We start from the raw sequence: 19,467 nt of genomic DNA, 5'->3' as shown, positions 1-19,467 counted from the left end.
CGGCGTGCGAAACATAAGTTGATTCAGTGAGTCACTGGGCGGACGGGGTTCCTATGACGGTGCCTCGTCCAGAACGGAGTGTGTTATGGTGGCAACGATATTGACCGACAACCTTACCCCATCCCGGCGGATCCGATGGCCCGGGCTGGCCCTCGTGGCGACGCTACCGTTGCTGTTTTTTTTACTACTGTTTTTTGTCTGGCCGATTGCCGGGTTGCTTAAACAAGGTTTCCTGGCACAGGGGCACTTTAGCCTCGAAAACTATCTCCATCTGTGGGATACGCCTATTTATCGCATTGTGCTGGAAAATACCTTTGTTATCGCCGTGGCGGTGACGGCCGGCTGCATTGTGATGAGCTACCCGCTGGCCTGGCTGATGGCCTCGGTGCGTCCGGCGATGGCGAAGCTACTGTTTTTTGCCGTTCTGCTTCCGTTCTGGTCCAGTGCCCTGGTGCGCACCTCGGCGTGGATAGCACTGTTGCAGCAAAACGGCCCGCTGAATAATCTGTTGATGACCCTGCAAATTACTTCACAGCCGGTGGCATTTCTCTATAACTTTACCGGCGTGCTGATTGGTATGGTTCATGTTCTGATGCCCTTCGTCGTACTGCCGCTTTACGCCTCATTCCGGTCGCTGGACAGCTCATTGCTGCAGGCGGCGCAAAGTTTAGGCGCGGATTCGCTAAGCGTCTTTACCCGCATCATCCTGCCGCTGACGCATCCTGGTGTTGTCGCTGGCGCGGTCATCGTGTTTATGAACGCCGTCGGTTACTACATCACACCGTCGCTGATGGGCGGACCGGCGCAGCGCATGGTAGCGGAGCTTATTTCGCACAATATTACCGACGAGCTGAACTGGGGGATCGCCGCCGCGCTGGCCTGCGTATTGCTGATCACCACGCTGGTCGCGCTATGGCTGTTTAATCGACTGTTTGGTCTCGATAAGCTGATGGCAGGTTCCAGCGGTAAAGGGAGCCAGTCTGTTGTCGTGGCGCAGCGCAGCAGCGGTGGGCGTATTAGCGCAGGCGCAGGCGTGCTGGTGGCGCTGTTTCTTATCCTGCCGATTGTTGTCGTTATTCCGATGAGTTTCGGTACCGCCAGCTTCCCTACGTTCCCTCCTGCTGAATACGGCATGCGCTGGTACGTTAACTTTTTTACCGATCGTAAATGGATGCTGGCGCTGGCCGAGAGCGTGCGGATTGGGCTGATCGTCACCATTTTGTCGATGGTGCTGGGGGGCGACCGCCGCGATGGGGGATCCATAAGCTCCGTTCGCCGCGCAAAAGCTGGCTGGAGACGCTGTTCATCGTTCCCATGTCGGTACCCGCCATTATTACGGCAGTCTCGCTTTATTATCTGTGCGGACCTTTAGGGCTGATCAACAATTCGGTAGCGCTGATCCTCGGCCATACCGTTCTGGCCACCCCTTATACCTTTATTACGCTACGTGCAGCGCTGAAGGGATTCGATCCCAGCCTTGAGCTGGCGGCCTATAGCCTCGGTGCCAAACCCTGGCAGATGTTTCGCCGGGTTATGTTGCCACTTCTGCTCCCCGGCATGATTGGCGGGGCGGTGTTTGCCTTCGTAACCTCATTTGACGACGTTGTGATGTCGCTATTTCTCACCACTATCCGTAATCGAACCTTGCCGAAACTCATGTATGAAGGACTGGCGTTCGATTTTGACCCGACGGTGATTTCAGCTTCCTGCGTACTGATCGCGGCGACGGCGGGGATCCTGATTTTGCAGAGTCTGGTAAAACGTAATGGAGGCAAACATGCGTCAAATGCAGGGTAAAGATGTCACTCTTAACACCATTCGCAAAACCTACGGTTCAACAATCGCGCTGCCGCGTATCGATCTTCAGGTGGCGCGCGGTGAGTTCTGTACGCTGCTGGGTGCTTCCGGCTCCGGAAAAACGACGCTGCTGAAAGTGATTGCCGGGTTTGAGCGCCCTGATAGCGGCAGCGTTCAGATTGCCGGTAAGGACGTGACTCGCGAACCAATTTCCGACCGCAACATCGGCATGGTGTTCCAGAACTATGCGCTTTTCCCGCATATGTCGGTATTTGAGAACGTTGCCTTTCCATTACGTATGCGCCGCCTGGCGAAGGTCGATATTGAACGGCGGGTTGGTGAGGCGCTGGCGCTGGTCAGTCTTGACACATTTCGCAAACGCCTGCCCGGAGAGCTCTCCGGTGGCCAGCAGCAGCGCGCCGCGTTGGCCAGGGCGCTGGTGTTCAATCCGGATATTTTGCTGATGGATGAACCGCTTGGCGCGCTGGATAAAAATTTGCGCCAGTCGATTCAGATTCAGATTAAGCAACTGCATCAGGAACTGGGCCTGACGGTGGTATTTGTCACCCACGATCAGGAAGAAGCGATGAATCTCTCCGATCGGATAATCATTATGGATAAAGGGGAGATTGTTGGCGATGGTTCTCCGCAGACCCTTTATCGCCAGCCTGATAGCCGCTTTGTCGCCGGTTTTCTCGGCGAGTGTAATTTCATTCCTGGCGAGCGTGACGGGACGCTGGGTATCCGGCCCGAGCATATGCTGGTTGGCCGCGCCAGCGAGAGGGCGGCCCGACGCTATCAGGGCAACATTGTGATGGCGACCTTTTGCGGCCTGCACTGGAAGTTATTGATTGAGTATCAGGGGCAGATGGTCGTGGCCTACGCGCCGGTCGATCTCCCGCCCGACGAGCGTCATTCTGGTCAGACCATCAGCTTTGGCTTTCAGCCGGAACTGGCGATGACCTTCAGGGAGTCCGAGTGAACGGTTATCCACGTTTTATCGCGGTGGGCGAACTGGCCCTGTTAGTTGAATTTGGCGACCGCATCGACAACCAACTGAATGCCCGGGTACTGACGCTGGCGGCAGCATTGAACGGTACGACCGGCGTGAGCGAAATTATTCCCACCTATCGCTCCCTGACCGTGGTGTTTGACCCATTAACAGTTACCTGTATTGAGCTTTGTGAACGCGTGGCGCTTCTGCTTAATCAGCTTCCTGCTGCACATTCAGCGCGTCGCCGCTGGCGCGTGCCGGTGTGCTATGGCGGTGAATATGGCGAAGATTTGCCTGCGCTGGCGCAAGGACATGGGCTGAGCCCGGAGCAGGTGATTGATTTACACAGCAGCGCGCGCTATCGGGTTTATATGGTGGGCTTTATGCCGGGATTTGCCTATCTCGGTGGTCTGCCTGAAATGCTGCATACCCCGCGTCGTTCGTCGCCGCGTGCGATGACGCCGGCTTCCAGTATCAATATCGGCGGCCAGCAGACGGCAATCAGCTCGGTAGCGGGCCCCAGCGGCTGGCACCTTATTGGCCGGACCCCCTGGCGTTCATTTGATCCGCTGCGACAAAGACCATTTTTGTTTCAGGCCGGGGATGAAGTTGGCTTTATGTCCATTACTCCGGCGGAGTTCGCCCGACTGAGCGACGAGTGCCGTGCGGCGGATTGGTACCCTGAACCGGAGGTAGCGTGATGCGCTGGCTGGAAGTTATCTCTCCAGGATTATTGACTACCGTACAGGATGAGGGGCGTCGTGGTTTTGTGCATTTGGGCGTACCGGCATCCGGGCCGATGGACATGATTGCGTTTCGATTAGCGAATGCCGTCGTTGGAAATGGGCCGGAATGCGCGGCGCTGGAATTAACCGCGCTTGGTGGGCGATACCGGGTGATGGGTGGCGAATGCATCCTGTGCCTCGGCGGTGCAGTCGACGCGCAGGCCGATGGTCGGGTCCTGGAGCCCTGGGTCGGCCATCGGCTGGCGGAGGGCAGCGAACTGGTCGTTGGACGCATACAGCGCGGGCTGCGCGCCTATCTGGCTCTGGCTGGTGGTGTCGATGTGGAACCTGTTTTGGGCAGCCGCGCTACGCTGACCCGGGCGTCGCTTGGTGGTCTGAATGGGCGGGCGGTGGCAAAAGGTGATCGCTTGCCACTGGCGGAACAAACCGCTATCGCACGACGCCGCTGCTTGCACGCACATCTTACATCGTTGTACAGCAGCGGTCCGCTATCGGTGGTGATGGGGCCGCAGCAGGAGGCCTTCACCGCCGCCTCGCTGCTGACGTTTTTACATGGCCGCTATCGGGTTAGCGCCCATGCGGACCGGATGGGGTACCGCATGTCGGGCCCGGCGCTGGCTCATTTGCACGGGGCCGACATGGTTTCCGATGCGGTAGTACCTGGGAGCATTCAGGTTCCCGGTAATGGTCAGCCGATTATTGCGCTGCACGATCGTCAGACCACGGGAGGATACCCAAAAATCGCCACCTTAATTGGGGCAGATCTGCCGCGCGTTGGACAGCTGCGACCGGGGCAGAGCGTGGCGTTTCGTGCAGTCACCGTACCGGAAGGCGTTGCGCGCTGGCGGCGTTTGCAAGAGGGCATCGCCGCCTGTTTACAGCATATTCAATCAACGGAAGTGAGCTGGCTATGAGTGAAACACAGACTGATGTAGACAATATTTTCCTCAATTCGGGCGGCGAGGATCTGACAGAAGCGACCTATCGGCAGCTACTGGAAATGATCCAGCAGGGACGGATCCCCACCAATATGCCGTTGCAGGAGCGGACACTGGCGGCCGCACTGGGGGTCTCTCGCACGCCGCTGCGTGAAGCCTTCAGCCGCCTGGTCGGCGGCGGCTTCGCGACCCGGGTCGGTCGAGGGCAGCTCATCGTTAAAGAGCCCACGCTCCGCGAATATCTGGAGATCCTGCAACTACGGATTCTTCTTGAGGGGGAAGCGGCGTTCGCCGCCGCGACCCGTATGCCGACGACGCAGGCGCAATCGGTGATTAGCGCGCTGACCGCCCACCGCCAGGCGCGGGACTTTTCCGCCTCTGAGAATCATCGTATCGATAACCTGGTTCACCAGACCATTGCCGCCCACTGCGGTAACGTCATGCTTGAGAGCATGATTTTTGATTTACGTATTAAAGCGCGCACTTTTGACCAGAACGGCACCGTCGCACGCTTCGAGCCCGGCTGCCTGGAGCATATCGCGCTAATGGAACGCATTCACGCCGGTGATGCGCCGGGGGCCAGAGAAGCAATGGTCTTTCATCTGACACAGGCGCGGGCCGGTATCGTAGCCCGATTTACGGCAATCTGAGTAGGGAAGAAGATTAATGAATAAACTGAGCGAACAAGCAAACGGGGTTTACATTATTTCCGCGACGCCGTTTACCGAAAGCGGCGAGCTGGATTTAGCCAGCGCTGACAGCCTGACCGACTTCTATCTCGAAAAAGGCGTCAGTGGGATCACCATCCTTGGCATGATGGGCGAGGCGCATAAGCTTACTGAAGAGGAAGCGCTGAGCTTTATGCAGCGGGTGCTGGCGCGGGTGCACGGGAAAGTGCCTGTGGTGGTTGGTGTCAGCCATGCTTCCCACCGCCACGTGGAGCGTCTGGCGAAAACGGCCATGGATAAAGGTGCTGCCGGGGTCATGCTGGCGCCGGGCCCAAATCTGGCAACCGATCCGCAGGTGGAAAACTATTTTCTTAGCGTCGCGCAGCTGCTGGGCAACGAGGTGCCCATTTGCCTGCAGGACTTCCCGCAATCGACCAAAGTTCACACCTCCGTTCCTGTGATGTTGCGGCTGATCGAGGCGCTGCCGCAAATCGTGATGCTTAAGCACGAGGATCTGCCTGGAATGCGCAAACTTAGTCAGCTTCGCAGTCAGAGTGAGGTGCTTGGGCTGCGCCGTATCAGTGTGCTGGTGGGTAACGGCGGGCTCTTTTTGCCGCAGGAACTGGCGCGCGGAGCCGACGGGGCGATGACCGGCTTTGCCTGGCCGGAAATGTTAGTGCAGGTGTGCCAGGCCTATGCCGAGGGTAATCCGGGGCGCGGCGAGGATATTTTCGATTGCTATCTGCCGCTGCTGCGCCATGAGTTTCAGTACGGTATTGGGCTGGGGCTGCGCAAGGAGGCGCTGCGTCGGCGCGGGGCGATAAAAAGCGCGGCTGTTCGCCAGCCGGGGCCGGTTCTCGACCACATCGACCTACAGGAACTGAGCGGGTTGATGGCTCGCCTGGAGCGTAAACTGGCAGACAAGGGACTGAACTGATGGACTTTATGATTAGCGGAAAAACGGCGCTGGTTTGCGGCGCGGGCAGCGGTTTAGGGCGCGCTATGGCTCAGGCGCTGGCTGCTGAAGGGGTCAAGGTAGCAGTTACCGGGCGCAATGAAGAAAAACTCGCTGAGACGGTGGCGCTGATTACTCGGGCCGGCGGGGAAGCACGGGCCTGGCAACTGGATCTGACGGTTCCGCAGACCTTTGACAAGGTCCTTGGCGAGATACGCCAGCGCTTCGGCGCTATCACCATTCTGATAAATAATTCGGGTGGTCCCTCCCCTTCCACCGCTTCTGGCGTTGACGCGGCGGTCTGGCAACAGCAGTTCAGTGCGATGGTCAGTTCGCTCATTCAGTTAACCGATAAGGTGCTTCCAGATATGTACGCGGAGGGCTGGGGACGCATTATTACCAGCACCTCTTCCGGCGTGGTCGCGCCGATTGCCCGGCTGGGAGTATCTAATACCCTGCGTATGGCGCTGGTAGGCTGGTCGAAAACGCTGGCCGCGGAAGTTGCCGCCAGCGGAATTACGGCGAACGTGCTGGTACCGGGGCGCATTGCCACCGAGCGCGTTGGTCAGCTTGACGCTGCGCGCGCCGGGCGTGAAGGCGTGAACGTCGAGACGGTACGCAGCAACAGCCAGCGAACGATTCCGGTCGGACGCTACGGTCGTCCGGATGAGTATGGCGCGGCGGCGGCGTTCCTGGCCAGCCAGCAGGCGTCGTTCATCACCGGCAGCGTATTGCGGGTTGATGGCGGCATGATCCCCTCTCTTTAACGTGGAAAATGTCGATGAATGAGGCTATACGCAGTATGACGCTGGTGATTCGCGATGTGTTGCTGTTTGATGGCGGCGGCGAGCCGCCGGTCCCCTCGGATGTGGCGATTGCTGGCGAATATATTACGGCCATCGGAGCTCCGGGTTCACTGGTCGGGGAGCATATCGTTGAGGCAAACGGTCTGGCGCTGGCGCCGGGGTTTATTGATGTTCATACCCATGACGACCGGGCGTTGTTAATCCCGGGAATGATGGCCGCGAAACTTTCCCAGGGCGTGACGACGGTGATTACCGGCAACTGCGGCCTGAGCCTGGCCCCGGCGCAGATGACGAACGTTCCCGCACCGCTGGATCTGATAGCGACGCCAGAGTGGCTACGCTTCCCCCATTTTGCCGACTATCTGGCGGAGCTGGCCAGTAGCGGTATTGCCGTCAACGCCGCCTGCATGGTGGGACACACCACGCTACGCGCCAGCGTGATGGGCGATTCGCTGGATCGTAGCGCCAGTGAAGATGAGTGTTACCGAATGCGGGAACTGCTTGAAGAGTCTCTTGCCGCCGGTGCGTTTGGCTTCTCGACCGGCACCTTCTATCCACCGGCCCGGGCAGCCACTCTCGATGAGATTGTCACTGTGGCTGAACCGCTGGCGCGCTACGGGGCGTTCTACGCGACCCATATGCGTAACGAAGCTGAAGCGGTACTGGACTCGCTTGAGGAAACCTATGAGATTGGCCGTCGGTTGAGAGTGAGGGTGTTGATTTCTCACCATAAATTAGCCGGAGTGAAAAACTACGGTCGCTCGCGGGAAACGCTGGCCAGTATTCAGGCCGCCCGCGATCGCCAACCGGTATCGCTGGATTGTTACCCCTATAACGCCTCATCCACGACCTTAAATCCGGCCTTTATCGCCAGAGCGGCCAGGGTGCTGGTGAGCTGGTCTGCTCCGTATCCGCAGCATGCCGGAAGGCTGCTGGCTGAGATTGCGGCTGAATGGGGTATTAGCGATGAAGCTGCAGCGCAGCGGCTGATGCCTGCCGGGGCTATCTATTTCATGATGGATGAGGACGATGTCCAGCGTATTCTGGCTTTCCCGACAACGATGATCGGCTCTGACGGCATGCCACACGATGAGCATCCGCACCCGCGTTTATGGAGTACCTTCCCCCGCGTGCTGGGTCATTACAGCCGCGAACTGGGGCTGTTCCCGCTGCACACGGCGGTCAATAAAATGAGTGGCCTTCCCGCTGCTGAGCTGGGTATTGACCGGCGCGGGCGGATTGCCGCTGGATATTATGCCGATCTGGTGCTGTTTAACCCGCAGACGGTAAAGGACAGCGCCACTTTTGCGCAGCCGCGAACCCGGGCTGAAGGGATTGAGAAGGTGTGGGTCAATGGCCACCTGGCCTGGGATGATGGTGAAATTCGTCATCAGACGGCGGGGCAGGTCATTCACCGGTGAACAGTAGATTGTTGTCCTGAAGGGAATGCGAGGTTCAAAAAATCGCTCATCAAAACTCATGTGCGATTCCCTTTCTTCAATGTGCTGATATAGCTTAAGTTACTTGCTTAATAGACATTTCAGCGATTTCAATCTCAGCACCATTTTTGCGACCTACACTTTTTGTGTAGGTCTCCCCATCAAGTTCATCAATGATTTTCTCAATGAACTTGTTATTTGCGTACAGGCGGCTCCCCGCACTGCTTGCGAGCCTGATTGACCATATCCAAAAGAGGAAAAGAGTTAGCGTTGAACAACAAATGGATAACATCTGGCCAATCATATCCACAACAGCACATAACCAAGAATAATCTTCTGCATTTCTAACATAAAACCTGCTAAAAACGCCACCATTCTTAGTCCATTTGGTCGAATTAATTAATGAAAAAAGCTTTTGGTAGGAAAGAGTTGTTGCTGGTGGTGCCGTTATCGATGAGTACTATCGACCGCCTTGAACACAAAGGTCAGTTCCCAAAACGCTTTTATATTACCGACGGACGCTGTGCCTGGGATGGAGATGAAGTCGAACAGTGGCTTGACGAAAGAAAGGCCGCAAACACCGGTAATTTTGGTGGGAAAAAGCCACCTGTTGACAAGAGAGCATTTCGCCCAGTGGGTAAGGAAACGTGATACAACTGGCGCAGGGAAGCGCCAATGAACTCGAAAAGCGATAAATTACCCATCAGCAATACCTCTGCATATTCTTGGGATACTGCTGATAGTTGATTACAAATCATTCTGGATTTTATAAACCCCCATATATTTTGGAACGGTTAACTGGTATATCTAAGTCATATTTTTTACATACTAATTTCACTAACTCAAAAAACCAGTTAGGTGCATAAGGTGACACTCTTATCTCCTGTATTAAGTTTGTGATATCCAGATTTACCTTTGTACCAAAATCATCTCTCTGTTCTTTAAACTTACAGAGAGGGTTATAACCAATAAGTCTGACTTCTTGTTCGTATGTATAAAAGTTACATTTGTGCATGAAAGGGGCTAGAACGTGTTCAATTTTAAACGACTCAGTATCGTGAGATATGTATTCGACTTTAGCGATGATCATCTTATAGCCGTTGGGAGGGGTAAAACTTGATTTTATTTTTTCAAGACTGGTAACTATGCATACCGAACTTTCAGATTCACCATAAATTTTCCACATCGCCATGCTCTCATGCATGTTTGCATGCCAGCAGCTCACATCAATCCATTCTTTATATTGTTTGTTAATATCATCATAGCTAAATTCGTTATTCGGAAAGTCGCCAAAGACAGTACTATTAATTCTTTTTTCTATTATTTCAAATAATTGCTCTGTTTTCTTGTTATGTTCAACCCTTTCTTCTGGAGATAATTCCCTAACACTCGGAAATATATGATTCATTGCAACATCTAACATCATTGCACTACCATCATTCAAAAACCTGAATTCTAAACTTAAACCACCTTCATTCTTATCTTCAAAACCAGATGCTTTTGAAAGAAATATTTTATTTGTTTCAATCAGGTCCATGAACTTTGAAAAGTTCATATACTTTTGAAGTTCAGTAACATCACTGAAATCACCTGCCGTTTCCATATAACAACTCCATTAAGATATAATAATAAGTCAATAACTGAGCACGTTACAAAAAAGGCCCTCATAGTGGGCCTTTTGTTAGTAATCTTTAGCCTTGCGGTTATATTCTTCGACAACTCTGTTTGCCTTGTCTATCGCTTCCTGCTGTGACTCTTGAATCCTTTTCATATCAGAGTTGGAGTCTTCGAGATACTGCTTTGCCTTCTCAGTATAATCGGCAACCTGGCGGCGATAGTTTTCCCAAGCATACTGATCGTCAGTGTATGGCGGGGATGGCTCCATCTCAGAGAAGGCAGGATACCCACCAAACCCGAGATTGCTGCCCCCCATGACGATCGCCGATGCTGAAAAAGGTAAGGCCAAGCAAAACAAAATAATGAAATTGCGCATTAGTACCCCTCGTGACATGTCACGCTATTTATTGTTCATCCATTTTGATGGCTCTTTACAACGAAACGATGTCTGCATAGCGGAAATAACTAAGCTTTCAGCTGAATTAACTCGCTGACTAGGGTTATCGTTTAAGTATTTATAAACGACATCGGCATATGTCTGTAACCGCCCATTAGGCTGACAAAAAACCTGAGCGCCTTCAGCCCCGTATGCATCAATGATTGACGCCACATATCCCATGAATACGCCAGCCAGAAGCTGGTTATCAGGCGTGCTGCGAACCCCTTGCTCAGCTTTTTTATACTCCAGGGCATATTGGTATAGCTGTTGACCATTGTAGAACTTTGCTTCTGCTGGTAACAAAAATGAGCAAAAAAGAGCGCAAGCAATATATTTGGCATTCATTATTATTTCCCTAACATGAATTGCGACGGCGGTAACATAAAGGTATTACCCTGATCTTTCTGTACGCGCTGCTCATAGCGCTCAAGAGAACCAGGTGATAACCATTCCTGCATGCGGTTCAGAATAAGATAGTCCATTCCCTGACGCACACCAAGCAGATTGAGGAACGGTGTATGGTTGATACCGAAACGGAGAAAATCTCCGGCCTTTGCATCGCCATCTCGGGCCTGCAGGTACAGGTTCCGTAGCTGATCCACATATCCTACAAATGGCCCGGCCAGGCTGGATGCCATGCCCCCACCGAAACGGTTATATTCGCCGAAAAGGAAATCCCCCATCAAGCCAGCACCACCACCTTGTGCCATCGCTGCCATGACTGATTTATGATCCAGTGGTCGCGGTGTTTGCCCTTTTGCCATGAGTTTTGCCTGCATGGACAGATATCCAAAGGCAGTCATCCATACGAACAACTGAGCAAATCCCTGCCATTCCCCGTTACCTGCAAACATCGCTTTGGCCAGCGCCGGTAGCTTACTCTGCCCAAGGGCCGCCGGCGTGTAACCACGGCCGTACAACTCCCTTCCCAGGGTATTCTGCATAAATGACGCTGTGAAAGATTTGAACTGCATCATCATTCGAACGGCTTCACCAACCGGCGTGCCTGGTACAGTACCGAATTTAATTAGCGCATTTGTTCTCGCCCCTGGCTCGGACATAGCAACCTGAATACGATCGAGATAGTAACCTCAGAGTTTACCTGCAAGGGTTTCCCTCGCATTGGCGATCGCCGCTAAACGGGCCTTGATGTTCTGCATCGCAAGTTATTTTTCAATGTCGGGAGCGGGGGTAAACTGAACACTATTAGGGTCATATGACCATTATGCTCACCTGGCGTCGAACCATTTGACCGAACACGCCATGGAAAATTGACGCCATTTTTGGCGCTAACGACACAAATACGACACAAGGAGGAAATCAGGCTGGACTAAGACTGGGGTAAGTAACTGTTTCTTAATGGTACGCCCTACAGGGTTCGAACCTGTGACCTACGGCTTAGAAGGCCGTTGCTCTATCCAGCTGAGCTAAGGGCGCATTGAGAAGCGAGCTTCATGATGTGCAATCGCCGGAATTATACGGTCCACGCCTGATGAGTCAATGTATTTTGCCGCGAAACTGCGCTTGCCTGTGCAGGCTGGCGGCTTATGCCGCAAAAGCAGTATAAAGTTTATCCAACCTTATGTTTCTGCACGTTAACCTTTCTTCGGCTCCCGGGCTCCTTTTTGCGCCATTCGCAGCGCGGTCAGGCCCGTTTTTCAGCCTCGGCAACGCCAAAGAAAGATAAAATCTTAAACGAAGACTGACAGCGGGGCTGGCTTCTGACAAAATATCGCCATCCCCCTTTCGTAAAGATACAGATGGAATCCTCTCTCTGATGGCAGCAAAAATTATTGACGGTAAAACGATTGCGCAGCAGGTACGCTCTGAGGTTGCGGAAAAAGTGAAGGCGCGCGTTGCGGCCGGATTTCGTGCTCCAGGGTTAGCCGTCGTGCTGGTCGGCAGCAACCCGGCATCGCAGATTTATGTCGGCAGCAAGCGCAAAGCGTGTGAAGAGGTAGGCTTCGTCTCCCGCTCGTACGATCTCCCGGAAACCACCAGCGAAGCGGAGCTGCTGGAACTTATCGACACCCTGAATGCGGATAGCGCCATCGACGGCATTCTGGTCCAGCTGCCGCTGCCCGCCGGCATTGATAATGTCAAAGTGCTGGAGCGCATTTCGCCGGACAAAGACGTTGACGGTTTCCACCCGTATAACGTGGGCCGTCTGTGCCAGCGCGCGCCGCGTCTGCGTCCGTGCACGCCGCGTGGGATCGTCACGCTGCTTGAGCGTTACAACATTGATACCTACGGCCTGAACGCGGTGGTCATTGGCGCCTCCAATATTGTCGGACGCCCGATGAGCATGGAGCTGCTGCTGGCAGGCTGCACCACCACCGTCACCCACCGTTTTACCAAAAACCTGCGTCATCACGTCGAAAATGCCGACCTGCTGATCGTGGCTGTCGGTAAACCGGGCTTTATTCCGGGCGAATGGATTAAAGAAGGCGCGATCGTGATCGATGTCGGCATTAACCGCCTGGAAAGCGGCAAAGTGGTCGGCGATGTGGTCTATGAAGATGCCGCCGCGCGCGCATCGTACATTACGCCGGTTCCCGGCGGCGTCGGCCCGATGACCGTAGCCACCCTCATTCAGAACACGCTGCAGGCGTGCGAAGAGTATCACGATATTCAGGAGGCCTGAGATGGCGAATTTTTCTTTAGGCAAACACCCGCACGTTGAACTGTGCGACCTGCTGAAGCTGGAAGGCTGGAGCGAAAGCGGCGCGCAGGCGAAAATCGCTATTGCCGACGGCCTGGTCAACGTTGACGGCGTGGTGGAAACCCGCAAGCGCTGCAAAATCGTCGCCGGTCAAACGGTGAGCTTTGAAGGTCAGAGCGTTACCGTTACCGAGTAAAACGTTCAGGCGCCGCAGCCGGCGCCTGTCCCCCCACCCCGACAGATGATCTCTCGTTTTTCTGCACTTCAGTCAGCGCCGCCATCTTCCGATATCACGTCCTGTGTAGCACAGCCGCTCCCCTGGCTGCCTCCGGCAACCTGCACTTCCGCCTGATACCTCTTCTTCCCAACGAACGCTGCAGCCGCTGGCCGGGAACGTACGAAGGCGAAATCAGGACCGCGCTTCGTTTCTTAGCCTGAGTCGGGGCAAAAAAATGCCGGGGATGGCCCCGGCTAAAAAGAGAGAATGAGACTACTTACGGCGCCAGGTGGTGCCCTGCGGGCCATCTTCCAGCACGATGCCCATCTCGTTGAGACGGTCACGCGCGGCATCCGCCGCCGCCCAGTCTTTCGCTTTACGCGCGTCCAGACGCTGCTGGATCAACGACTCGATTTCCGCCACTTCCCCGTCGTCCGCCTGCGCGCCGCTCTGCAGGAAGGCATCCGGCTCCTGTTCCAGCAGCCCCAGTACCGAAGAGAGCTTGCGCATATGCGCGGCCATCGCGTTGGCCGCGGCGGCATCTTCGGTTTTCAGGCGGTTAACCTCACGCGCCATATCGAACAGCACGGAATAGGCTTCCGGAGTATTAAAATCGTCATCCATCGCTTCGATAAAGCGCGCTTCAAACGCCTCGCCGCCGGCCGGCTCTGCGGTTTTGTCGGTTCCGCGCAGCGCGGTATACAGACGCTCCAGCGCGGAGCGCGCCTGCTTTAAGTTCTCTTCGCTGTAGTTCAGCTGGCTGCGATAGTGGCCGGACATCAGGAAGTAGCGAATGGTTTCCGCGTCGTAGAACTTCAGCACGTCGCGCACGGTAAAGAAGTTGCCCAGCGATTTTGACATCTTCTCGCGGTCAACCATCACCATCCCGGAGTGCATCCAGTAATTGACGTACTCGCCGTCGTGGGCGCAGGTGGACTGGGCGATTTCGTTTTCATGGTGCGGGAACATCAGATCCGAACCGCCGCCGTGAATATCAAAATGGTTGCCCAGCTGTTTGCAGTTCATCGCTGAACACTCAATGTGCCAGCCTGGACGGCCCGCGCCCCACGGCGACGGCCAGCTTGGCTCGCCCTCTTTCGACATCTTCCACAGCACAAAGTCCATCGGGTTATGCTTGACGTCAACGACATCAACCCGCGCGCCGGCCTGCAGCTGATCGAGATCCTGACGCGACAGCTGACCGTAGTTCGGGTCGGTCGGCACATCGAACATGACGTCGCCGTTGTCGGCGACATACGCGTGGCCTTTGGCGATCAGCTGCTCGGTAATCTCAATGATTTCCGCGATATGGTGGGTGGCCCGCGGCTCCATATCCGGGCGCAGGATATTCAGCGCGTCGAAGTCTTTGTGCATCTCGGCAATCATGCGATCCACCAGCGCAACAAAGCTTTCGCCGTTTTCATTAGCACGCTTAATGATTTTGTCGTCGATATCGGTGATATTGCGCACGTACTTTAGCTTGTAGCCCAGGAAACGCAGGTAGCGCGCGACTACATCGAATGAGACGAAGGTACGGCCATGGCCGATGTGACAGAGGTCATAAACGGTAATACCACACACGTACATGCCAACTTCCCCGGCATGGATAGGTTTAAATTCTTCTTTTTGGCGCGTCAGTGTATTAAAAATTTTTAACATCGAAGATTCCGTGTAGACGTGTGTGGATATAAGTCGCGTATTCTAACCTTAATTCAACCCCGAAGCAGCACACATTGCAAGGTGATCCAACCCCGCGGTTATGCTATAACAGCCCCCTATATCTCACCCGACTCCGGGTGCAGGCACCACAATCATCGGAACAGGATGCAAAAATGGTTACTTTCCACACCAATCATGGCGATATCGTAATCAAGACGTTTGACGACAAAGCGCCGGAAACAGTTAAAAACTTCCTGGACTACTGTCGTGAAGGTTTCTACGACAACACTATTTTCCACCGTGTAATCAACGGCTTTATGATTCAGGGCGGCGGTTTTGAGCCGGGCATGAATCAGAAAACCACCAAATCTCCTATTCAGAACGAAGCGAACAACGGTCTGAAAAACACCCGCGGTACGCTGGCGATGGCCCGTACTCAGGCGCCCCACTCCGCCACCGCGCAGTTCTTCATCAACGTCGCCGATAACGACTTCCTGAACTTCTCCGGCGAAAGCCTGCAGGGTTGGGGCTACTGCGTATTCGCAGAAGTCGTTGAAGGGATGGACGTGGTCGACAAAATCAAAGCGGTCGCCACCGGCCGCAGCGGCATGCACCAGGATGTGCCGAAAGAAGATGTTGTGATCAAAAGCGTCACCGTTAGCGAATAATTCGTGGCGACACTTTTTATTGCGGATTTGCATCTGCAAACGGAAGAACCGGCGATTACCGCCGGTTTTCTGCGCTTTTTACAGGGGGAAGCCCGCAGGGCGGACGCCCTGTATATCCTCGGCGATCTCTTTGAAGCCTGGATCGGCGATGACGATCCTAACCCGCTGCATCGGCAAATCGCCGCAGCGCTCAAAGCGCTGGCCGATTCCGGCGTCCCCTGCTACTTCCTTCACGGCAACCGCGACTTTCTCGTCGGCAAGCGCTTTGCCCGCGAAAGCGCGATGACCCTGCTGCCGGAAGAGAAGCTTCTCGACCTCTACGGGCGCAAGGTGCTGATTATGCACGGCGACACCCTCTGCACCGACGATGCAGGCTATCTGGCGTTTCGCGCGAAAGTTCACAATCCCTGGATCCAGCGCCTGTTTCTGGCCCTGCCGCTGTTTATCCGCCGCCGTATCGCCGCCAGAATGCGCGCCGACAGCAAAGCGGCCAACAGCAGCAAGTCGATGGAAATTATGGATGTGAATCCCCAGGCGGTCGTTGACGTCATGGAGAAACATCGCGTTCAGTGGCTGATTCACGGGCATACGCACCGCCCCGCCGTCCACCCGCTAGAAGCCAACGGCCAGACCGCGTACCGCGTGGTGCTCGGCGCCTGGCATAGCCAGGGCTCTATGGTCAAAGTGACGCCAGAAGACGTTGAGCTGATTCATTTTCCTTTCTAGCCCCCGGCAAGGGCTGATTCTTTATTTTCCGCGATTTATCCGGGCCGCGCGTTGTGCAAATCTACCTGCTGGTGATGGGCATTCTTATGCTGACCCGGGGACGGGGGCTGGTTTTACTTTTTGCCCGCTCATAACCGGCGCGTTTCATCGAATACCGACAACACAAAGGCGGCTGGCCATGCGCACGCAACCGTTTTCCTTGCCGGGAGTTCATGCTATTCTCTGTGGCCTCTAAAGCAGTGTGAAACACACCCACAGGAGTTTTAAGACGCATGTCTTCCCGCAATAATTCGGCGCGTATCGCCATCGTGATGGGGTCCAAAAGCGACTGGGCTACCATGCAGTTTACCGCAGAAATCCTTGATGCCCTGAACGTTCCGTACCATGTCGAAGTGGTCTCCGCCCACCGCACGCCCGATAAACTGTTCAGCTTCGCCGAAGGCGCGGAAGAAAACGGTTTTCAGGTGATTATTGCCGGTGCCGGCGGCGCGGCGCACCTGCCGGGCATGATTGCGGCGAAAACGCTGGTGCCGGTGTTAGGCGTGCCGGTTCAGAGCGCGGCGCTGAGCGGCGTAGACAGCCTCTACTCTATCGTCCAGATGCCGCGCGGCATCCCGGTGGGTACGCTGGCCATCGGTAAAGCCGGGGCCGCCAACGCCGCCCTGCTGGCGGCGCAGATCCTCGCCCAGCACGATGCGGAACTGCACCAGCGCCTCAGCGCCTGGCGTCAGGCGCAAACCGATGACGTGCTGGATAATCCGGATCCGCGGGGTGCGGCATGAAGCAGGTTTGCGTTCTCGGCAACGGCCAGCTAGGCCGGATGCTGCGCCAGGCCGGCGAGCCGCTGGGTATTGCGGTCTGGCCGGTCGGTCTGGAAGCCGACCCGGAAGCGGTGCCGGTACAGCAAAGCGTGATTACCGCAGAGATTGAACGCTGGCCGGAAACGGCGCTGACCCGCGAGCTGGCGCGTCATTCCGCCTTCGTTAACCGCGACGTTTTCCCGATAATCGCCGACCGCCTGACGCAAAAGCAGTTGTTCGATAAGCTGGCGCTCGCCACCGCGCCGTGGCAGCTTCTGGCGGATAAAAGCGAATGGCCTGCGGTATTCGCCCGCCTCGGGGAGCTGGCTATCGTTAAGCGCCGCGTCGGCGGCTACGATGGCCGCGGCCAGTGGCGTTTGCGGGAAAATGAAACCGCGCAGCTGCCGGAGGATAACTACGGCGAGTGTATCGTTGAGCAGGGCATTAACTTCTCCGGCGAGGTGTCGCTGGTCGGCGCTCGCGCCCGGGACGGCAGCACGGTCTTCTATCCTCTGACCCGCAACCTGCATCAGGACGGTATTTTACGCGCCAGCGTCGCTTTTCCGCAGGCCAATGCCCGCCAGCAGGCGCAGGCGGAGCAGATGCTGTCGGCGATCATGCATGAGCTGGGCTACGTTGGCGTGATGGCGATGGAGTGTTTCGTCACCGCTGATGGCCTGCTGATTAACGAACTGGCGCCGCGCGTGCACAACAGCGGCCACTGGACGCAAAACGGCGCCTCCATTAGCCAGTTCGAGCTGCATCTGCGGGCGATTACCGATCTGCCGCTGCCGCCGCCGGTGGTGAACAGCCCGTCGGTGATGATCAACCTGATCGGTACCGATCTGAACTATGACTGGCTGAAGCTGCCGCTGGTGCATCTGCACTGGTACGACAAAGAGGTACGTCCGGGTCGTAAAGTCGGCCACCTGAACCTGACCGACAGCGATACCGACCGCCTGAGCGCGACGCTGGAAGCGCTGAAGCCGCTGCTGCCGCCGGAATATGCCAGCGGTATCTTCTGGGCGCAGGCGCAGCTGGCGTAATCCTCTCTCCTTTATCCCGGCTTGCGGCGCGCTGCGCCTTAGCCGGGCTACCCAACTTGCCAGCCCCACGGATGCTTAAATCCAGCCATTCCTGACGCTATTCAGCGATACACCGTGAAAAATCAATTCAGCAGGGCGCTCACCGCGTACAATAGAAGAATTATCGCGTCGAGCGACGCGTCTGAATGACATAACGGTTTAAATGATGGAATTAGTACCACAGAATATTCGGCAGATTCTCGCCAGCGATACGCCGCTGATTGACGTACGCGCCCCGGTTGAATTCAGGCAAAGCGCCATGCCCGCGGCGATCAACCTGCCGCTGATGAACGATGACGAGCGCGCCGCCGTCGGCACCTGCTATAAGCGTCAGGGGCCGGACGCCGCCCTCGCGCTGGGCCATCAGCTGGTCAACGGCGAGATTCGCGCCCGCCGCCTCGCCGCCTGGAAAGAGGCCTGCGCGCGCTATCCCGAGGGCTACCTGTGCTGCGCTCGCGGCGGCCAGCGTTCGCATATCGTCCAGCAGTGGCTGAAGGAAGCGGGCGTGGATTACCCGCTGATCGTCGGCGGCTACAAAGCGCTGCGCCAGGCGGCGATACAGCTTACCGAAGAGCTGGTGCAGCGCCCTATCGTGCTGATCGGCGGCTGTACCGGTAACGGTAAAACCCAGCTGGTCGGCACTCAACCGGACGGTATCGATCTCGAAGGGCTCGCCCATCACCGCGGCTCTTCATTTGGCCGAACCCTGCAGGAGCAGCATCAGCAGGCAACCTTTGAAAATCACCTGGCCGTGGCAATGCTCAAAAAGTCAGAGCAGCAGACGCGCTGGGTGCTGGAGGATGAGGGGCATATGATTGGCGCCAATCACCTGCCGGAGTGCATGCGCCTTCGCATGGCGCATTCGCCGCTGGCGGTGGTGGAAGATCCGTTCGCTGTCCGTCTTGAACGGCTGCGGGAAGAGTATTTTGCGCGCATGCATCATGATTTCCTGGCGGCCTACGGCGAAGAGCAAGGCTGGCAGGCGTATAGCGAATATCTGCATCATGGTCTGTTCGCAATCCGCCGCCGCCTCGGGTTACAGCGTTTTGCCCAGCTCACCGCCCGGCTTGATGAAGCCCTGCTTGAGCAGCAGCGAACCGCCAGCACCGAAGCCCACTTCAGCTGGCTGGTTCCCCTGCTGAACGAGTATTACGATCCGATGTACCGCTACCAGCTCGGCAAAAAAGCGGAGAAGATTATTTTTCGCGGCAGCTGGCAGGACGTCGCCGCCTGGCTGGCGGAGTAATCACA

The 19,467-nt window shown here is 55.9% G+C and carries 22 protein-coding genes, 1 tRNA gene and 2 pseudogenes; 18 read left to right on the top strand and 7 right to left on the bottom strand.

The genetic code is table 11. From position 1 onward, the window contains the following. Positions 1–85: 85 nt before the first annotated feature. From BJF97_RS07600 to BJF97_RS07565, 9 genes are read left to right on the top strand one after another with little or no spacing between them, the layout of a single operon-like run. Positions 86–1,372 carry an ABC transporter permease subunit gene (locus BJF97_RS07600; RefSeq protein WP_228706701.1) on the top strand — a complete coding sequence of 429 codons (1,287 nt, stop codon included), beginning with the start codon at positions 86–88 and terminating at the stop codon, positions 1,370–1,372. Then, complete coding sequence (locus BJF97_RS35045; RefSeq protein ID WP_236945566.1) at positions 1,315–1,797, top strand: ABC transporter permease; 483 nt, start codon at positions 1,315–1,317, stop codon at positions 1,795–1,797. Before BJF97_RS07600 ends, BJF97_RS35045 begins: the two co-directional genes overlap by 58 nt. Further along, positions 1,778–2,779 carry an ABC transporter ATP-binding protein gene (locus BJF97_RS07595; protein ID WP_032694552.1) on the top strand — a complete coding sequence of 334 codons (1,002 nt, stop codon included), beginning with the start codon at positions 1,778–1,780 and terminating at the stop codon, positions 2,777–2,779. Before BJF97_RS35045 ends, BJF97_RS07595 begins: the two co-directional genes overlap by 20 nt. Further along, positions 2,776–3,492: a 5-oxoprolinase subunit PxpB gene (pxpB, locus tag BJF97_RS07590; RefSeq protein WP_032694553.1), complete on the top strand. Its 717-nt coding sequence runs from the start codon at positions 2,776–2,778 to the stop codon at positions 3,490–3,492. Before BJF97_RS07595 ends, pxpB begins: the two co-directional genes overlap by 4 nt. Next, positions 3,492–4,451, top strand: a complete 960-nt coding sequence (locus BJF97_RS07585; RefSeq protein WP_050595149.1) for a biotin-dependent carboxyltransferase family protein — start codon at positions 3,492–3,494, stop codon at positions 4,449–4,451. Before pxpB ends, BJF97_RS07585 begins: the two co-directional genes overlap by 1 nt. Next, positions 4,448–5,125, top strand: coding sequence for a GntR family transcriptional regulator (locus BJF97_RS07580; RefSeq protein WP_050595150.1), 678 nt, complete (start codon positions 4,448–4,450; stop codon positions 5,123–5,125). Before BJF97_RS07585 ends, BJF97_RS07580 begins: the two co-directional genes overlap by 4 nt. A gap of 16 nt (positions 5,126–5,141) precedes the next feature. Beyond that, positions 5,142–6,080 carry a dihydrodipicolinate synthase family protein gene (locus BJF97_RS07575; RefSeq protein WP_032694554.1) on the top strand — a complete coding sequence of 313 codons (939 nt, stop codon included), beginning with the start codon at positions 5,142–5,144 and terminating at the stop codon, positions 6,078–6,080. After that, positions 6,080–6,865 (top strand): SDR family oxidoreductase, encoded by a 786-nt coding sequence (locus tag BJF97_RS07570; protein WP_032694555.1) that lies wholly within the window; start codon positions 6,080–6,082, stop codon positions 6,863–6,865. Before BJF97_RS07575 ends, BJF97_RS07570 begins: the two co-directional genes overlap by 1 nt. Positions 6,866–6,879: 14 nt before the next feature. Further along, entirely contained in the window at positions 6,880–8,325 is a 1,446-nt protein-coding gene (locus BJF97_RS07565) for an N-acyl-D-amino-acid deacylase family protein (RefSeq protein ID WP_196548528.1), read from the top strand. A 103-nt stretch (positions 8,326–8,428) separates the two neighbouring features. Here the strand turns inward: BJF97_RS07565 and BJF97_RS35040 are convergent. Continuing rightward, positions 8,429–8,663, bottom strand: a pseudogene (locus tag BJF97_RS35040) (hypothetical protein); the annotation flags it as partial. Positions 8,664–8,745: 82 nt separating this feature from the next. Between BJF97_RS35040 and BJF97_RS07555 the strand changes: the two are divergent. After that, positions 8,746–8,994: a helix-turn-helix transcriptional regulator gene (locus BJF97_RS07555; protein ID WP_032694558.1), complete on the top strand. Its 249-nt coding sequence runs from the start codon at positions 8,746–8,748 to the stop codon at positions 8,992–8,994. A 115-nt stretch (positions 8,995–9,109) separates the two neighbouring features. Here BJF97_RS07555 and BJF97_RS07550 read toward each other — a convergent pair whose 3' ends face one another. The 4 genes from BJF97_RS07550 to BJF97_RS07535 form a co-directional block, all read right to left on the bottom strand. After that, positions 9,110–9,946, bottom strand: coding sequence for a DUF2971 domain-containing protein (locus BJF97_RS07550; RefSeq protein ID WP_064388308.1), 837 nt, complete (start codon positions 9,944–9,946; stop codon positions 9,110–9,112). 78 nt (positions 9,947–10,024) lie between these two features. Beyond that, complete coding sequence (locus tag BJF97_RS07545) at positions 10,025–10,336, bottom strand: hypothetical protein (RefSeq protein WP_050595142.1); 312 nt, start codon at positions 10,334–10,336, stop codon at positions 10,025–10,027. A gap of 24 nt (positions 10,337–10,360) precedes the next feature. Beyond that, a complete protein-coding gene (locus BJF97_RS07540) occupies positions 10,361–10,744 on the bottom strand; it encodes a Rap1a/Tai family immunity protein (protein ID WP_032694173.1) in 384 nt (127 codons plus the stop codon). Between the two features lie 2 nt (positions 10,745–10,746). Next, on the bottom strand, positions 10,747–11,379 hold the full coding sequence (locus BJF97_RS07535) for a hypothetical protein (protein ID WP_032694172.1): 633 nt from the start codon (positions 11,377–11,379) through the stop codon (positions 10,747–10,749). A gap of 244 nt (positions 11,380–11,623) precedes the next feature. Here BJF97_RS07535 and BJF97_RS35035 point away from each other — a divergent pair. After that, positions 11,624–11,744: pseudogene (locus BJF97_RS35035) on the top strand (hypothetical protein); the annotation flags it as partial. Between the two features lie 15 nt (positions 11,745–11,759). Here BJF97_RS35035 and BJF97_RS07530 read toward each other — a convergent pair. Continuing rightward, a tRNA-Arg gene (locus BJF97_RS07530) sits at positions 11,760–11,836 on the bottom strand. A gap of 340 nt (positions 11,837–12,176) precedes the next feature. Between BJF97_RS07530 and folD the strand changes: the two genes are divergently transcribed. Beyond that, entirely contained in the window at positions 12,177–13,043 is an 867-nt protein-coding gene (gene folD / locus BJF97_RS07525) for a bifunctional methylenetetrahydrofolate dehydrogenase/methenyltetrahydrofolate cyclohydrolase FolD (protein ID WP_004099791.1), read from the top strand. Position 13,044: 1 nt separating this feature from the next. Beyond that, entirely contained in the window at positions 13,045–13,257 is a 213-nt protein-coding gene (gene ybcJ, locus BJF97_RS07520; protein WP_025107125.1) for a ribosome-associated protein YbcJ, read from the top strand. Positions 13,258–13,551: 294 nt separating this feature from the next. On the opposite strand, the gene cysS is transcribed toward ybcJ, so the two are convergent. After that, positions 13,552–14,937: a cysteine--tRNA ligase gene (cysS, locus tag BJF97_RS07515; protein ID WP_004848430.1), complete on the bottom strand. Its 1,386-nt coding sequence runs from the start codon at positions 14,935–14,937 to the stop codon at positions 13,552–13,554. A gap of 173 nt (positions 14,938–15,110) precedes the next feature. Between cysS and ppiB the strand changes: the two genes are divergently transcribed. From ppiB to mnmH, 5 genes are all read left to right on the top strand, one after another. Further along, a complete protein-coding gene (gene ppiB, locus BJF97_RS07510) occupies positions 15,111–15,605 on the top strand; it encodes a peptidylprolyl isomerase B (RefSeq protein ID WP_004099775.1) in 495 nt (164 codons plus the stop codon). A gap of 3 nt (positions 15,606–15,608) precedes the next feature. Continuing rightward, positions 15,609–16,331 carry a UDP-2,3-diacylglucosamine diphosphatase gene (gene lpxH, locus BJF97_RS07505; protein ID WP_014837623.1) on the top strand — a complete coding sequence of 241 codons (723 nt, stop codon included), beginning with the start codon at positions 15,609–15,611 and terminating at the stop codon, positions 16,329–16,331. A gap of 272 nt (positions 16,332–16,603) precedes the next feature. Continuing rightward, a complete protein-coding gene (gene purE, locus BJF97_RS07500) occupies positions 16,604–17,113 on the top strand; it encodes a 5-(carboxyamino)imidazole ribonucleotide mutase (protein WP_004130058.1) in 510 nt (169 codons plus the stop codon). Then, positions 17,110–18,177, top strand: a complete 1,068-nt coding sequence (gene purK / locus BJF97_RS07495) for a 5-(carboxyamino)imidazole ribonucleotide synthase (protein WP_014228235.1) — start codon at positions 17,110–17,112, stop codon at positions 18,175–18,177. Before purE ends, purK begins: the two co-directional genes overlap by 4 nt. A gap of 205 nt (positions 18,178–18,382) precedes the next feature. Further along, positions 18,383–19,462, top strand: a complete 1,080-nt coding sequence (mnmH, locus tag BJF97_RS07490; protein ID WP_032694170.1) for a tRNA 2-selenouridine(34) synthase MnmH — start codon at positions 18,383–18,385, stop codon at positions 19,460–19,462. The last annotated feature ends 5 nt before the right edge of the window (positions 19,463–19,467 follow it).

Source organism: Klebsiella sp. LTGPAF-6F (genome assembly GCF_001753185.1).
GTDB lineage: Bacteria > Pseudomonadota > Gammaproteobacteria > Enterobacterales > Enterobacteriaceae > Klebsiella > Klebsiella michiganensis.
This window is presented reverse-complemented; position numbering and strand designations above follow the sequence as displayed.

Coding starts and splice junctions, on each gene's coding strand:
- BJF97_RS07600 (WP_228706701.1), top strand. CDS start 86: ATGGTGGCAACGATATTGACCGACAACCTTACCCCATCCCGGCGGATC.
- BJF97_RS35045 (WP_236945566.1), top strand. CDS start 1,315: ATGTCGGTACCCGCCATTATTACGGCAGTCTCGCTTTATTATCTGTGC.
- BJF97_RS07555 (WP_032694558.1), top strand. CDS start 8,746: ATGAAAAAAGCTTTTGGTAGGAAAGAGTTGTTGCTGGTGGTGCCGTTA.
- ppiB (WP_004099775.1), top strand. CDS start 15,111: ATGGTTACTTTCCACACCAATCATGGCGATATCGTAATCAAGACGTTT.
- purK (WP_014228235.1), top strand. CDS start 17,110: ATGAAGCAGGTTTGCGTTCTCGGCAACGGCCAGCTAGGCCGGATGCTG.
- ybcJ (WP_025107125.1), top strand. CDS start 13,045: ATGGCGAATTTTTCTTTAGGCAAACACCCGCACGTTGAACTGTGCGAC.
- BJF97_RS07585 (WP_050595149.1), top strand. CDS start 3,492: ATGCGCTGGCTGGAAGTTATCTCTCCAGGATTATTGACTACCGTACAG.
- BJF97_RS07595 (WP_032694552.1), top strand. CDS start 1,778: ATGCGTCAAATGCAGGGTAAAGATGTCACTCTTAACACCATTCGCAAA.
- purE (WP_004130058.1), top strand. CDS start 16,604: ATGTCTTCCCGCAATAATTCGGCGCGTATCGCCATCGTGATGGGGTCC.
- BJF97_RS07545 (WP_050595142.1), bottom strand. CDS start 10,336: ATGCGCAATTTCATTATTTTGTTTTGCTTGGCCTTACCTTTTTCAGCA.
- BJF97_RS07570 (WP_032694555.1), top strand. CDS start 6,080: ATGGACTTTATGATTAGCGGAAAAACGGCGCTGGTTTGCGGCGCGGGC.
- cysS (WP_004848430.1), bottom strand. CDS start 14,937: ATGTTAAAAATTTTTAATACACTGACGCGCCAAAAAGAAGAATTTAAA.
- BJF97_RS07575 (WP_032694554.1), top strand. CDS start 5,142: ATGAATAAACTGAGCGAACAAGCAAACGGGGTTTACATTATTTCCGCG.
- folD (WP_004099791.1), top strand. CDS start 12,177: ATGGCAGCAAAAATTATTGACGGTAAAACGATTGCGCAGCAGGTACGC.
- mnmH (WP_032694170.1), top strand. CDS start 18,383: ATGGAATTAGTACCACAGAATATTCGGCAGATTCTCGCCAGCGATACG.
- BJF97_RS07535 (WP_032694172.1), bottom strand. CDS start 11,379: ATGATGATGCAGTTCAAATCTTTCACAGCGTCATTTATGCAGAATACC.
- BJF97_RS07580 (WP_050595150.1), top strand. CDS start 4,448: ATGAGTGAAACACAGACTGATGTAGACAATATTTTCCTCAATTCGGGC.
- BJF97_RS07540 (WP_032694173.1), bottom strand. CDS start 10,744: ATGAATGCCAAATATATTGCTTGCGCTCTTTTTTGCTCATTTTTGTTA.
- BJF97_RS07565 (WP_196548528.1), top strand. CDS start 6,880: ATGAATGAGGCTATACGCAGTATGACGCTGGTGATTCGCGATGTGTTG.
- BJF97_RS07550 (WP_064388308.1), bottom strand. CDS start 9,946: ATGGAAACGGCAGGTGATTTCAGTGATGTTACTGAACTTCAAAAGTAT.